Source organism: Pseudomonas sp. S3_A09 (assembly GCF_054668065.1).
Genome location: NZ_CP162752.1, coordinates 792,905 through 807,026, shown reverse-complemented (window position 1 = coordinate 807,026; position 14,122 = coordinate 792,905). Strand labels below are relative to the sequence as shown.

Here is a 14,122-nt window from a genome sequence, read left to right as displayed (position 1 = left end):
CTAACTGAAAAATAAGGTTATTTTTTTCGGCACGGGTATTGCTACAGCCCTCGCAACGTTCCGTTTAACTGACGGTCAGCCAAGCGAGAGAGCATGATGCCCCACGCCGCCCAACATTCTTCCAGCTCTGCCATCGCGGGGCTCGTTCCGTCTGTAGAACAGCAAAGCCGCCAGGGCCTGGAACAGGCCTTTTCGCAGTTCAGTCAGATGTCCAGCCAATTGACCGACTCTTACAGCTTGCTCGAAGCCCGGGTGTCCGAGCTTAAAGGCGAGCTGGCCGTGGTCAGTGCCCAGCGCATGGAAGAGTTGGCCGAGAAAGAACGCCTGGCCAATCGTCTGCAAAACCTGCTGTCACTGTTGCCCGGTGGCGTGATTGTCATCGACGAAGAGGGCCGCGTGCGCGAAGCCAACCCGGCCGCCTGCGACATGCTCGGCTTGCCCCTGGAAGGCGAGCTGTGGCGGCATGTCATCACCCGCTGCTTTGCCCCCCGTGAAGACGACGGTCACGAAATTTCCCTTAAGGATGGCCGCCGCCTGTCCATCGCCACCCGTTCCCTGGACGCGGAGCCGGGCCAGTTGGTGCTGCTCAACGACCTGACTGAAACCCGTCACCTGCAAGACCAGTTGGCACGCCATGAGCGATTGTCGTCGTTGGGGCGCATGGTCGCTTCTTTGGCGCATCAGATCCGCACACCGCTGTCGGCGGCCTTGATCTACGCCAGTCATTTGACTGATGAGCAATTGCCCGCCGCCACCCACCAGCGTTTTGCCGGCCGCCTCAAGGAGCGTCTGCATGAGTTGGAGCATCAGGTGCGCGACATGCTGGTGTTTGCCCGTGGCGAATTGCCGCTGACCGACCGCATCACGCCGGCGGGGTTGATGCAGGCCTTGCAAGCGGCGGCTGCGCCCCATATCCAAGACGTCCAGGTGCGCTGGCAATGCGACAGCCATCTCGGTGAACTGCTGTGCAACCGCGACACCTTGGTCGGTTCACTGCTCAACCTGATCGAAAACGCCACCCAGGCCAGCGGCCCGGGCGCGCGGCTCAAGGTGCACCTGTACAACCGCGGGCAAAACCTGCGCTTGTGCATCAGCGACAGTGGCAGTGGTATCGAACCTGCCGTGTTGCAGCGTCTGGGCGAACCCTTTTTTACCACCAAGACCAACGGCACCGGCCTGGGCCTGACCGTGGTCAAGGCAGTGGCACGCGCCCATCAGGGAGAATTGCAGCTGCATTCCCGTGTTGGGCGTGGCACCTGTGCATTGATGACCTTGCCGCTGTTTTCCGGCGCGGCAAGCGCGGAGTAGAAAGGTTATGGCTATCAAGGTTCTGTTGGTGGAAGACGATCGCGCCCTGCGTGAAGCATTGGCTGACACGCTGCTGCTGGCGGGCCATGACTACCGGGCGGTCGGTTCTGCCGAGGCTGCCTTGGAGGCGGTGGAGCAGGAGTCCTTCAGCCTGGTGGTCAGCGATGTGAACATGCCCGGCATGGACGGTCACCAATTGCTCGGCCTGCTGCGTGCGCGCCAGCCGCAATTGCCGGTGTTGCTGATGACCGCCCACGGCGCCGTTGAGCGTGCGGTCGACGCCATGCGCCAGGGGGCGGCGGATTACCTGGTCAAGCCATTCGAGCCGAAAGCGTTGATCGAGCTGGTCGTGCGGCATGCCTTGGGCGTGATCCCGCCCAGTGACGGCGAGGGGCCGATTGCCTTCGAGCCGGCCAGTGCACAATTGCTGGAACTGGCGGCCCGCGTGGCGCGCAGTGATTCCACCGTGTTGATTTCCGGCGAGTCCGGCACCGGCAAGGAAGTGCTGGCGCGCTACATCCATCAGCAATCGACCCGCGCCAAGCAACCCTTTATCGCCATTAACTGCGCGGCGATCCCCGACAACATGCTCGAAGCCACGCTGTTCGGTCACGAAAAAGGCTCCTTCACCGGCGCCATCGCAGCCCAGGCGGGCAAGTTCGAACAAGCTGACGGCGGCACCATCCTGCTCGATGAGATTTCGGAAATGCCCCTGGGCCTGCAAGCCAAGTTGCTGCGGGTGTTGCAGGAGCGTGAAGTGGAACGCGTCGGCGCCCGCAAACCGATCCAGCTGGATATCCGTGTGGTTGCCACCACCAACCGTGACCTGGCGGGCGAAGTGGCGGCGGGGCGCTTCCGTGAAGACCTGTTTTACCGCCTCTCCGTATTCCCCCTGGCCTGGCGGCCCTTGCGCGAGCGCCCGGCGGATATCATTCCGCTGGCCGAGCGTCTGCTGAACAACCACGTCAAAAAAATGAAGCATGCCCAGGCGCGGCTGTCGGCCGAGGCTCAGGCCTGTCTGATCGCATACCCGTGGCCGGGCAATGTGCGGGAATTGGACAACGCCATCCAGCGCGCGCTGATCCTGCAGCAGGGTGGCTTGATCCAGCCCCAGGATTTTTGTTTGGCGATGGGCAGCGGTGCGGCGCCGTTGCCGACTCTGGCGCCCACGCCTGTGGTGGTCGAAGCCGAGACCGCCGGTGCCTTGGGCGACGACCTGCGTCGCCGCGAATTCCAGATGATCATCGACACCCTGCGTTCCGAGCGCGGCCGCCGCAAAGAGGCTGCCGAACGCTTGGGCATCAGCCCGCGCACCCTGCGCTACAAGCTGGCGCAGATGCGCGACGCCGGGATGGATGTGGAAGCGTATCTATTCGCCACATAACCGGTAACAAGGTCGACAAGGTTTGTCGCCTTTTCTTACGAGTTGATACAGAGCTGGCACCCTTGTTGCTACTTCCCTAGTAATTGCGGCGTAGCGTCAAAAAACATGCGGGTTGTCGGAGAGAGAAGTTCATGAGCCAGGGTATTGAGTTCAATCGGTTGATGTTGGATATGCGCGCCATGCAAATGGATGCCATGGCTCAACCGAAATCCGTCGCGCCAGCGCCGGAATTGGGCCAAAGCAGCTTCGCCGATATGCTCGGTCAGGCCATCAACAAAGTCAGTGACACCCAGCAAGCCTCCAGCCAGTTGGCCAATGCCTTTGAAATTGGCAAAAGCGGCGTGGACCTCACCGATGTGATGGTCGCCTCGCAAAAGGCCAGTGTTTCCTTCCAGGCGCTGACCCAGGTGCGTAACAAGCTGGTTCAGGCCTATCAAGACATCATGCAGATGCCGGTTTAAGGACGAGATTTAAGTCATGGCAGAAGCACTCGTGGACAACGCACCCGCCAAGGCAGATGGCAAGCCGCCGCTGTTTGGCCTGTCGTTCCTGGAAAACCTCTCCGAAATGACCATGCTGCGTCAGGTGGGCCTGATGGTCGGCCTGGCCGCCAGCGTGGCGATTGGTTTTGCCGTGGTGCTGTGGTCGCAGCAACCTGATTACCGGCCGCTGTACGGCAGCCTGGCGGGCATGGACTCCAAGCAGATCATGGAAACCCTGGCCGCCGCCGACATCGCCTACACCGTGGAGCCCAACTCCGGGGCCCTGCTGGTCAAGGCCGACGACGTGGCTCGTGCGCGCATGAAGCTTGCCGCCGCCGGCGTGACCCCGTCCGACAGCAATATCGGTTTTGAGATCCTCGACAAGGACCAGGGCCTGGGCACCAGCCAGTTCATGGAAGCCACCCGCTACCGCCGTGGCCTGGAAGGCGAGCTGGCACGCACCATCTCCAGCTTGAACAACGTCAAGGGCGCCCGCGTGCACCTGGCCATCCCGAAAAGCTCGGTGTTTGTGCGCGACGAGCGCAAGCCCAGCGCCTCGGTGTTGGTTGAACTGTTTGCTGGCCGCTCCCTGGAGCCTGGCCAGGTCCTGGCGATCGTCAACCTGGTCGCCACCAGCGTGCCCGAGCTGAGCAAATCGCAGATCACCGTGGTGGACCAGAAGGGCAACCTGCTGTCCGACCAGGCGGAAAACTCCGCGCTGACCCAGGCCGGCAAGCAGTTCGACTACAGTCGTCGCGTCGAAAGCATGCTCACCCAGCGTGTGCACAACATCCTGCAACCGGTGCTGGGCAACGACCGCTACAAGGCCGAAGTGTCGGCCGATGTGGACTTCAGCGCCGTCGAGTCGACCTCCGAGCAGTTCAACCCGGACCAGCCTGCCTTGCGCAGCGAGCAGTCCACCAGCGAACAACGCACCGCCGCCAATGGCCCGCCGCAAGGTGTGCCGGGCGCATTGAGCAACCAGCCGCCAGCCCCGGCTTCGGCGCCGCAAACCACCGGTGGCGCTACTGCCAGTGCTGGCGCGATTCAGCCAGGCCAGCCACTGCTGGATGCCAACGGCCAGCAAATCATGGACCCGGCCACTGGCCAGCCGATGCTCGCCCCGTACCCGGCGGACAAACGTAACCAGTCCACCAAGAACTTCGAACTCGACCGTTCCATCAGCCACACCAAGCAACAACAGGGTCGCGTCAATCGCCTGTCGGTGTCAGTGGTGGTGGATGACCAGGTCAAGGTCAATGCCGCTGACGGCGCCGTCACCCGTGCGCCATGGAGCGCCGACGAATTGGCGCGCTTTACCCGTCTGGTGCAGGACGCTGTGGGTTTTGACGCCAGCCGTGGTGACAGTGTCAGCGTGATTAACATGCCGTTCTCCGCCGAGCGTGGCGAAGTGATCGCTGAACCGGCGTTCTACTCGCAGCCGTGGTTCTGGGACATCGTCAAGCAAGTGCTGGGTGTGTTGTTCATCCTGGTGCTGGTGTTTGGCGTGCTGCGCCCGGTGCTCAACAACATCACCGGCAACGGCAAAAAACAGCTGGCCCTGGCCGGTGGCGACGTCGAGCTGGGCGGCATGGGCGGCCTCGACGGCGAACTGGCCAACGACCGCGTCAGCCTCGGCGGCCCGCAAAGCATCCTGTTGCCAAGCCCGAGCGAAGGCTATGACGCTCAGTTGAACGCAATCAAGAGTCTGGTGGCAGAAGACCCGGGCCGTGTGGCCCAGGTCGTGAAAGAGTGGATCAACGCAGATGAGTGATAATCGAGCCGCTGTTGCCAAGCTCACCAAGGTCGACAAAGCCGCAGTCCTGCTGCTGTCCCTCGGTGAAACCGACGCCGCCCAAGTGCTGCGCCACATGGGGCCCAAAGAGGTTCAACGTGTGGGCGTGGCCATGGCGCAGATGCGCAATGTGCACCGCGAACAAGTCGAGCAAGTGATGAGCGAGTTCGTCGAGATCGTCGGCGACCAGACCAGCCTGGGCGTCGGCTCCGACAGCTACATCCGCAAGATGCTCACCTCGGCCCTGGGCGAAGACAAGGCCAACGGCCTGATCGACCGCATCCTGCTCGGTGGCAACACCAGCGGCCTCGACAGCCTGAAATGGATGGAGCCCCGCGCCGTTGCCGACGTGATCCGCTACGAACACCCGCAGATCCAGGCGATCGTGGTGGCGTACCTGGACCCCGACCAGGCCGGTGAAGTCCTCGGCCACTTCGACCATAAGGTGCGCCTGGACATCATCCTGCGCGTGTCGTCGCTGAACACCGTACAGCCGGCAGCGCTGAAAGAGCTCAACACGATTCTGGAGAAGCAGTTCTCCGGCAACTCGAATGCCTCGCGCACCACCTTGGGCGGTATCAAGCGCGCGGCCGATATCATGAACTTCCTCGACAGCTCGGTCGAAGGCCAGTTGATGGACTCGATCCGCGAGATCGACGACACCCTGTCCGGCCAGATCGAAGACCTCATGTTCGTGTTCAACAACCTCTCCGATGTCGACGACCGTGGCATCCAGGCGTTGCTGCGCGAAGTGTCTTCCGACGTGCTGGTGCTGGCCCTCAAGGGCTCGGACGAAAACGTCAAAGAGAAGATCTTCAAGAACATGTCCAAGCGTGCCTCGGAACTGCTGCGCGACGACCTGGAAGCCAAAGGTCCGGTGCGGGTCAGCGACGTGGAAACCGCGCAGAAAGAAATCCTCACCATTGCCCGCCGTATGGCCGAAGCCGGAGAAATCGTTCTCGGCGGGAAGGGCGGCGAAGAAATGATCTAAGGCGCCTTTCATGTCGAACAAAGATGAGGCGCCCAGCGATCTGATTCGCGCGCGGGACGTCGGTGGGTTCGACATCTGGTCGTTGCCCAGCTTCGATCCACATGTGCCCGAGCCTGAGCCTGAACCGGTTGAAGAGCCGCCGGCGGAAATGGAAGAAGTGCCGCTGGATGAAGTCCAGCCACTGACCCTCGAAGAATTGGAAGCTATCCGCCAGGAGGCCTACAACGAGGGCTTCGCGGCGGGTGAAAAAGATGGTTTTCGCAGCACCACTCTCAAGGTCCGTCAGGAAGCCGAGGAGGCGCTGAGCGCCAAATTGGCCAGCCTGGAGCGCTTGATGGCCGGCCTGTTCGACCCCATCGCCGAGCAGGATTCGCAGATCGAAAAAGCCATGGTCGAGCTGGTGCAGCACATCGCCCGCCAGGTGATCCAGCGCGAGTTGGTGCTGGACTCCAGCCATATCGAAAGCGTGATGCGCGAAGCCCTCAAGCTGCTGCCCCTGGGTGTCGGCAATGTACGGCTGTACATCAATCCCCAGGATTTTGAACAGGTCAAAGCCCTGCGCGAGCGCCATGAAGAAACCTGGCGCATCGTCGAGGACGCGTCGTTGCAGCCCGGTGGTTGTCGAGTCGAAACCGAGCACAGCCGCATCGATGCCACGGTGGAAACCCGCATCAGCCAGATCATGGCCAAGCTGCTGGATCAGGCCCATGAGCAGGTGTTGAACCCCGCCGAGCCAGACCTGAGCGTGGACCTGGACGCCCCCGATGCGCCTTGATCGCACCAGTTTCGCCAAGCGCTTGAGCGGCTACGCCGAAGCCGCCGAGTTGCCTGGCCAGCCGATCCTTGAAGGACGCCTGTTGCGCATGGTCGGCCTGACCCTCGAAGCCGAAGGCCTGCGTGCTGCCATGGGTAGCCGTTGCATGGTGATCAACGACGACAGCTACCACCCGGTGCAGGTCGAAGCCGAAGTCATGGGCTTTTCCGGCAGCAAGATTTTCCTGATGCCCGTGGGCAGCCTGGCGGGCATTGCCCCCGGCGCGCGCGTGGTGCCCTTGGCCGATACCGGCCGCCTGCCGATGGGCATGAGCATGCTCGGCCGCGTGCTTGATGGCGCCGGTCGCGCGCTGGATGGCAAAGGCGGCATGAAGGCCGAAGACTGGGTGCCGATGGATGGCCCCACCATCAATCCGCTCAACCGTAACCCCATCAGCGTGCCGCTGGACGTGGGCATCCGCAGCATCAACGGATTATTGACGGTCGGCCGCGGCCAGCGTCTGGGCCTGTTTGCCGGTACGGGCGTGGGTAAGTCGGTACTGCTGGGCATGATGACGCGCTTTACCGAGGCCGACATCATCGTGGTGGGGCTGATCGGTGAGCGGGGCCGCGAGGTGAAGGAATTCATCGAGCACAGCCTTGGTGAAGAAGGCCTCAAGCGTTCGGTCGTCGTCGCTTCCCCGGCGGACGATGCACCACTGATGCGTTTGCGCGCCGCCATGTACTGCACACGCATCGCCGAATACTTTCGTGACAAGGGCAAGAACGTGCTGTTGCTGATGGATTCGCTCACGCGTTTCGCCCAGGCCCAGCGGGAAATCGCCCTGGCCATCGGTGAACCACCGGCCACCAAGGGGTATCCGCCCTCGGTGTTCGCCAAGCTGCCCAAGCTGGTGGAACGTGCCGGTAATGCCGAGGCGGGCGGGGGCTCGATCACGGCGTTCTATACCGTGCTGTCCGAAGGTGATGACCAGCAAGACCCGATTGCTGACTCGGCGCGGGGTGTGCTCGACGGCCACATTGTGCTGTCGCGGCGTTTGGCCGAAGAGGGGCATTACCCGGCCATCGATATCGAAGCGTCCATCAGCCGGGTGATGCCGGCGGTGGTGACGCCGGAGCATATGATTCGCGCGCAACAATTCAAGCAGTTATGGTCGCGCTACCAACAGAGCCGCGATCTGATCAGCGTCGGCGCCTACGTGGCGGGCGGCGATCGCGACACCGACCTGGCCATCGCCCTGCAACCGCAACTGGTGACCTACTTGCGCCAAGGCCTCAACGACAAGATCAGCATGGGTGAAAGCGAAGCGCACCTGCAGTCGATCTTCGCCCCGGCGCCGGGCGGCTAAGCCATGGCCAACAGCCGCGCCGCACGCCTGGCTCCGGTGGTGGACATGGCCGAAAAGGCCGAGAAAACCGCCGTGCAGCGCCTGGGTTACTTCCAGGGGCAGGTGCGCTTGGCCGAGAGCAAGCTGGGCGACCTGGAGCGCTTTCGGGGCGAATACCAGCAGCAGTGGATCGAGCGTGGCGCCAAAGGTGTGTCCGGCCAATGGCTGATGGGCTACCAGGGCTTTCTCAACCAACTGGAAACGGCTGTCGGCCAGCAGCGCCAGAGCCTGGCGTGGCACCAGAACAACCTCGATAAAGCCCGCGAAAGCTGGCAAGCCGCGTTTGCCCGGGTCGAAGGCCTGCGCAAGCTGGTGCAGCGCTATATCGACGAGGCGCGGGCCATCGAAGACAAGCGTGAACAGAAGCTGCTCGACGAACTCTCCCAACGCATGCCGCGCAAAGACGTCTATTGATAGTTGCCCATGGCGCCTTCTCCTGCTAAACCTTGTGTCATTGCCAATGACAAGGAAGCAGTCGCATGTCAGTCGAGTCAGACGTATCCCTGGATGGGAAGAAGTTAACGATCGTGGTCAAGGGCCGGTTCGATTTCGGCAGCCACCAGACGTTTCGTGATGCCTACGAACGGTTTTACAAGGTTCCCGAGTCGTACGTCGTCGACTTGAAGGAAACCACCTACATGGACAGTTCGGCCTTGGGCATGCTCCTGCTCCTGCGTGACCACGCGGGTGGCGACCAGTCGGAGGTCAGGGTGGTCAATAGCAACTCAGACGTGCGCAAGATCCTCGCCATCTCCAACTTCGACAAGCTGTTCGACATCAGTTGAGCGCCCTGGCCCCGGTCCTTGAACCGCTGACGATCCTGATCGCCGAAGACAGCGCCGCCGATTTGCTGTTGCTGTCGACCATCGTGCGGCGCCAAGGTCACCAGGTACTCACGGCCACCAATGGCGCTGAAGCGGTCGACGTGTTTAGCCGTGAGCGCCCGCAACTGGTGTTGATGGATGCCCTGATGCCGGTGATGGACGGCTTTGAGGCGGCACGGCGGATCAAGCAGTTGGCGGGTGAAGAGTTGGTGCCGCTGATTTTCCTCACCTCCCTGCGCGAGAGCGAAGCGCTGGCCCAGTGCCTGGATGCCGGCGGTGATGACTTCCTGCCCAAACCCTACAACCAGCTTATTCTCGCGGCGAAGATCAACGCCATGGACCGCCTGCGTCGGTTGCAGGCGACGGTCTTGCAGCAGCGCGACCTGATCGCCAAGCATCACGACTATCTCCTGCATGAGCAGCGAGTGGCCAAGGCGGTGTTCGATAAGGTCGCGCATTCGGGCTGTATCAATGCCGCGCCGAATATTCGCTACCTGCAATCGCCCTATGCGCTGTTCAACGGTGACCTGTTGTTGGCGGCCTACACGCCGTCCGGTGATATGCACGTGCTGCTCGGCGACTTCACCGGCCATGGCCTGCCGGCAGCGGTGGGGGCCATGCCTCTGGCGGAAGTGTTCTATGGCATGACCGCCAAAGGCTATGGCCTCGCGCAGACCCTGCGGGAGATGAACGCCAAACTCAAACGCATCCTGCCGGTGGACATGTTCTGCTGCGCCACCCTGTTGTGTCTGAGCACGCAGCGACGGGTGGTGGAGGTATGGAACGGCGGCATGCCCGAAGGCTACAGGCATGAAATCGCCACCGGCCGGCGCACGCCGCTGGAATCGCGGCACTTGCCGTTGGGGGTACTGTCGGCGCAAGCCTTTGATGATCGTACTGAAGTCTGGCCCATGGCCCTGGGTGACCGGGTGTTCCTGCTGTCTGATGGGGTGTTGGATACCGCCGATGCCAACGATCAACTGTTCGGCGCTGAACGCTTGCAACAGGTGTTTGCCGCCAATCGCGAGCCTGATCGTTTATTTGAAGACATCGAACAGGCCCTGGCGGCGTTTCGCGGTGAAGTGCGCGATGACGTGAGCATGGTGGAAATCACCTTGCAGCCTGACCAGCAACTGCGCGCCACGGGGCCGTTGTATGCGGACAGCGGGCAGTCGTGTCCGCTGGATTGGTCGGTGAGTTTCGAGTTTCGCGCCGAGACCTTGAAGCGTTACAACCCGTTGCCGTATCTGCTGCAACTGTTGTTGGAGATTCATGGGTTGCGTGAGCAAAGTGGGGCGCTCTACAGCGTGATGGCGGAGCTGTATTCCAATGCCCTGGAGCACGGCGTCTTGGGTCTGGACTCTCGGCTCAAGCGTGACGCCCAAGGGTTTGCCGAGTATTACCGTCAGCGTAATGACCGCCTCGCGCAACTCAATAGCGGGTATATACGGGTGCATGTGCAGGTGGTGCCGATCGGGGCGGGTGGGAAGATGACCCTGCGCATTGAAGACAGCGGTTCGGGGTTTGATGTGGAGCAGGTGCTGGCGCGGCCGCTGGATATCGACCGTCTGTCTGGCCGGGGCTTGAGTCTGGTACGGCAGTTGAGCAGCGAGGTAGGCTGGTCGGATGGTGGGCGTAGTGTGTGCGTGGAGTTTTCCTGGGAGGCTCTGGCATAATCCGCCGATTCTTGATCAAGGAGCGAGCAAGTGGTTGATCTACATCTGGACCCGGCGGTGTTGTCGGGTTTGCAGGAAGTCATGGAAGGCGAGTATCCGAAGTTGCTTGATACCTTTCTCGATGATTCCCAGAAGCGCGTCGAGGCGCTGCGCAAGGCGCGGGATGATGCGAAGGCGTTGGGGCGGATTGCGCATAGTTTCAAGGGGAGTAGCGGTAACCTTGGGGCGGTGCGGTTGGCGCAGTTGTGTCAGCGGCTGGAGGTTGAGTCGGTTGAATCCACTACGGATTTGGGGGCGCTCGTGGATCAGATTGATCATGAGTTTGCGTTGGTTAAGCCGATGTATGAGTCGGAGCGGCAGCGGTTTGGGGTTTGAGTCGCTGTAAGCGCGAAACCCTAAGCGGCCATTACCGAAAAAATGGATATTTACTCGGTCGATATACCAACCTGGCCCAACTCTTGCTCTACCTCCAGATACTGCATCCCCGACCCCTATGCAGTGGAGACCTTTACCTATGCCAGTCGCCCCGAATTCGCTCCTTCAGGCTGCCCCCGCGGCCAAGCCTCAAGCGCCCGCCGCCAACCCACCGGCAGTGGCAGCGGACCCACGGGACAAGGGCCCTGGCTTCGCTCAAGTGTTTGCCAGCCAGGGTTCCAAGCCCACGGCCAAGGCCGACGACAACGCGCCCAAATCCACCGCAGGCAAGCCTTCCGACGCCAGCGCCAAGCCGGCAGCGGGCAACGACAAGCCTGCCGCCAGCACACCAGCCGTTGCCGATAGCGGCAAACCCTTGCCTGCCACCCCTCCGGCCAACACCGACGACAGTGCCAGCAAGGATGACGACGCGCCCGCCGACCCTTCCCTGGTGCAGCAGCCCCCGGTGGACCCGGTCGTCGACCCTGCATTGATTGCCACCGTCACCCCGGTGGCCGTGCCGGTTGAAACCCCAGCGCCTGTCACCAACAAGGATGAAAAAGCCCTGCCGGTGGTGGCGGCGCCGGTCGCTGCGACTGAGGAGGCCAAGCCGGCCTTCGATCCAGAGGCCGATCCCCTGGACGCCATGCCCGCCGTGCGCCTGGCGATGGAGCAGGGCGGTCACGTGTCGGCCAGCAGTCAGGCCCAGGCAAAAAACGCTCCGGCACCGACCCTGGATCAACCCACCGCCGCACAGAACTTTGCCGCAGGCCTGGCCACTATGGTCGACCAGCAAGCCACCAAGGACAGCACTGACCAGGGCGGTGACAAGGCTTTCAGCGGGCTGATCGACGACGGTCTCAAGGACCTGAAGAACGCCAGCAGCGACACCCGTGTCGATGACTTCGCCAACCGTCTGGCCGCGTTGACGCAAGCCGCCACGCCGAAGACCGCCAACGCCTTGCCGCCGGTGACCAATGCACCATTGGCCATGCACCAGAGCGGCTGGACCGACGAAATCGTCAACCGCGTGATGTACCTGTCCAGCGCCAACCTCAAGTCGGCGGAGATCCAGTTGCAGCCGGCTGAACTCGGTCGCCTGGACATCAAGGTCAACATGACCGCCGACCAGCAGGCCCAGGTCAACTTCATGAGCGCCCATCCGGTGGTACGTGAAGCGTTGGAAAGCCAGTCCGGCCGTTTGCGGGAGATGTTCGCCCAGCAGGGCATGGGCCAAGTGGATGTGAACGTGTCCGACCAGTCCCGTGGCCAGGAGCAACAGCAGCAACAGGCCCAGACCCGTGGCGTGAGCGGCAGCGGCGGGCGCGGTGGTGATAACAGCGACAGTGGTAGCCACATTGATGTGGCTGAAGCCGTGGCGCCGGTCACCTCAACCGTAATCGGCTCCAGCGCCGTCGATTACTACGCCTGACTCGAGCCCTGCACAGGCCCAAATGTGGGAGCGGGCTTGTTCCATGGCCAATATCGTAGCCCTCTTCCAAATCCACCAGACAACTCTGGCATAACACTTGCTCTTGCCTTTCCGTAGATCTATGAATTCCCGAATAGTGACGGATTATTGGCATGGCGAAGAGCGACGACGCAGCAAAAGCACCCGCAGGCAAAGGTAAGCTCAAGCTTATCCTGTTGATAGTCGTGGGCCTGCTCCTGGCCATCGGCGCCTCGGTCGGCGGCACTTGGTACATTATGCACAGCAATGCCAGCAAGCCGGCACCCGCTGCCGAAACCGCCAGTAACGTCAAGCAACCGGCAATCTTCGAGCCGATGCTTCCGGCCTTTGTCGCCAACTTCAATCAGAACGGTCGTCAGCGTTACCTGCAGGTGAGCATCACGTTGCTGGCCCGCAACCAGTCGGACCTGGACGCCCTCAAGGTGCACATGCCAGTGATCCGCAACAACCTGGTGATGCTGTTCTCCAGTCAGGCCTTCGACACACTTGCCACCCCGGTGGGCCAGGAAATGCTGCGCCAGAAGGTCACGGCCAGCGTGCAGGAAGTGGCCCAGAAGGAACTCGGCAAAGTCGTGGTCGAGCAGGCGCTCTTCACTAACTTCGTATTGCAGTAGGATCACGACATGGCCGTGCAAGACCTGCTGTCCCAGGATGAAATCGACGCGCTGCTGCATGGCGTCGACGATGGTCTGGTACAGACCGAAATGGCTGCCGAGCCCGGCAGCGTCAAAAGTTATGACCTCACCAGCCAGGATCGTATCGTCCGTGGGCGCATGCCGACCCTGGAGATGATCAACGAACGTTTCGCCCGTTACACCCGCATCAGCATGTTCAACATGCTGCGCCGTTCGGCGGACGTGGCGGTGGGCGGCGTGCAGGTGATGAAGTTCGGCGAGTACGTGCACTCGCTGTACGTGCCCACCAGCCTCAACCTGGTCAAGATCAAGCCGCTGCGCGGCACCGCGCTGTTCATCCTCGATGCCAAACTGGTGTTCAAGCTGGTGGACAACTTCTTCGGTGGCGACGGCCGTCACGCCAAGATCGAAGGGCGTGAGTTCACGCCTACCGAACTGCGTGTGGTGCGCATGGTGCTGGAACAGGCTTTCATCGACTTGAAAGAAGCCTGGCAGGCGATCATGGAAGTCAATTTCGAGTACATCAACTCGGAAGTGAACCCGGCCATGGCCAACATCGTCGGACCCAGCGAAGCCATCGTGGTGTCGACCTTCCACATCGAACTCGATGGCGGTGGCGGCGACCTGCACGTGACCATGCCTTACTCGATGATCGAGCCGGTGCGCGAGATGCTCGACGCCGGTTTCCAGTCCGACCTGGACGACCAGGACGAACGCTGGGTCAAGGCTCTGCGCGAAGACCTGCTGGACGTCGACGTTCCACTGAGCGCCACCGTGGCCCGTCGCCAATTGCGCCTGCGCGATATTTTGCACATGCAGCCGGGGGACATCATCCCCGTCGAATTGCCGGAAGAAATGATCATGCGCGCCAACGGCGTGCCGTCGTTCAAGGTCAAGCTCGGTTCCCACAAGGGCAACCTGGCACTGCAAGTGGTCGAGCCGATCAACCGTCGCTGATTCGCCCTAATTAATTTATGAAT

The 14,122-nt window shown here is 61.9% G+C and carries 14 protein-coding genes; all 14 read left to right on the top strand.

The genetic code is table 11. From position 1 onward, the window contains the following. The first annotated feature begins 96 nt into the window (after nt 1-96). The 14 genes from AB4N92_RS03850 (at nt 97) to fliM (ending at nt 14,099) form a co-directional block, all read left to right on the top strand. Nucleotides 97-1,308: a sensor histidine kinase gene (locus tag AB4N92_RS03850; protein ID WP_031290412.1), complete on the top strand. Its 1,212-nt coding sequence runs from the start codon at nt 97-99 to the stop codon at nt 1,306-1,308. A gap of 7 nt (nt 1,309-1,315) precedes the next feature. Further along, nucleotides 1,316-2,692, top strand: a complete 1,377-nt coding sequence (locus AB4N92_RS03845) for a sigma-54-dependent transcriptional regulator (RefSeq protein WP_021490840.1) — start codon at nt 1,316-1,318, stop codon at nt 2,690-2,692. Between the two features lie 131 nt (nt 2,693-2,823). Continuing rightward, the gene (gene fliE, locus AB4N92_RS03840) at nt 2,824-3,153 is read left to right on the top strand and encodes a flagellar hook-basal body complex protein FliE (protein ID WP_010208741.1); all 330 of its coding nucleotides are present in this window, start codon (nt 2,824-2,826) and stop codon (nt 3,151-3,153) included. 16 nt (nt 3,154-3,169) lie between these two features. Continuing rightward, the gene (gene fliF, locus AB4N92_RS03835; protein ID WP_010208742.1) at nt 3,170-4,948 is read left to right on the top strand and encodes a flagellar basal-body MS-ring/collar protein FliF; all 1,779 of its coding nucleotides are present in this window, start codon (nt 3,170-3,172) and stop codon (nt 4,946-4,948) included. Next, nucleotides 4,941-5,960 carry a flagellar motor switch protein FliG gene (gene fliG, locus AB4N92_RS03830; RefSeq protein ID WP_010208743.1) on the top strand — a complete coding sequence of 340 codons (1,020 nt, stop codon included), beginning with the start codon at nt 4,941-4,943 and terminating at the stop codon, nt 5,958-5,960. Before fliF ends, fliG begins: the two co-directional genes overlap by 8 nt. Nucleotides 5,961-5,970: 10 nt before the next feature. Beyond that, entirely contained in the window at nt 5,971-6,735 is a 765-nt protein-coding gene (fliH, locus tag AB4N92_RS03825) for a flagellar assembly protein FliH (protein WP_021490839.1), read from the top strand. Continuing rightward, a complete protein-coding gene (gene fliI, locus AB4N92_RS03820) occupies nt 6,725-8,083 on the top strand; it encodes a flagellar protein export ATPase FliI (RefSeq protein ID WP_010208746.1) in 1,359 nt (452 codons plus the stop codon). The genes fliH and fliI overlap by 11 nt, the downstream gene beginning before the upstream one ends. A gap of 3 nt (nt 8,084-8,086) precedes the next feature. Continuing rightward, nucleotides 8,087-8,536, top strand: coding sequence for a flagellar export protein FliJ (fliJ, locus tag AB4N92_RS03815; RefSeq protein ID WP_010208747.1), 450 nt, complete (start codon nt 8,087-8,089; stop codon nt 8,534-8,536). Between the two features lie 65 nt (nt 8,537-8,601). Further along, nucleotides 8,602-8,907, top strand: a complete 306-nt coding sequence (locus AB4N92_RS03810) for an STAS domain-containing protein (RefSeq protein WP_010208748.1) — start codon at nt 8,602-8,604, stop codon at nt 8,905-8,907. Then, complete coding sequence (locus tag AB4N92_RS03805) at nt 8,904-10,622, top strand: ATP-binding SpoIIE family protein phosphatase (protein WP_010208749.1); 1,719 nt, start codon at nt 8,904-8,906, stop codon at nt 10,620-10,622. The genes AB4N92_RS03810 and AB4N92_RS03805 overlap by 4 nt, the downstream gene beginning before the upstream one ends. A 30-nt stretch (nt 10,623-10,652) precedes the next feature. Further along, nucleotides 10,653-10,997 (top strand): Hpt domain-containing protein, encoded by a 345-nt coding sequence (locus tag AB4N92_RS03800; protein WP_010208750.1) that lies wholly within the window; start codon nt 10,653-10,655, stop codon nt 10,995-10,997. Between the two features lie 139 nt (nt 10,998-11,136). Beyond that, nucleotides 11,137-12,468: a flagellar hook-length control protein FliK gene (locus AB4N92_RS03795; RefSeq protein ID WP_010208751.1), complete on the top strand. Its 1,332-nt coding sequence runs from the start codon at nt 11,137-11,139 to the stop codon at nt 12,466-12,468. 152 nt (nt 12,469-12,620) lie between these two features. Further along, nucleotides 12,621-13,121: a flagellar basal body-associated protein FliL gene (fliL, locus tag AB4N92_RS03790; protein WP_010208753.1), complete on the top strand. Its 501-nt coding sequence runs from the start codon at nt 12,621-12,623 to the stop codon at nt 13,119-13,121. A 9-nt stretch (nt 13,122-13,130) separates the two neighbouring features. Further along, complete coding sequence (gene fliM, locus AB4N92_RS03785) at nt 13,131-14,099, top strand: flagellar motor switch protein FliM (protein WP_010208755.1); 969 nt, start codon at nt 13,131-13,133, stop codon at nt 14,097-14,099. Nucleotides 14,100-14,122: the final 23 nt, after the last annotated feature.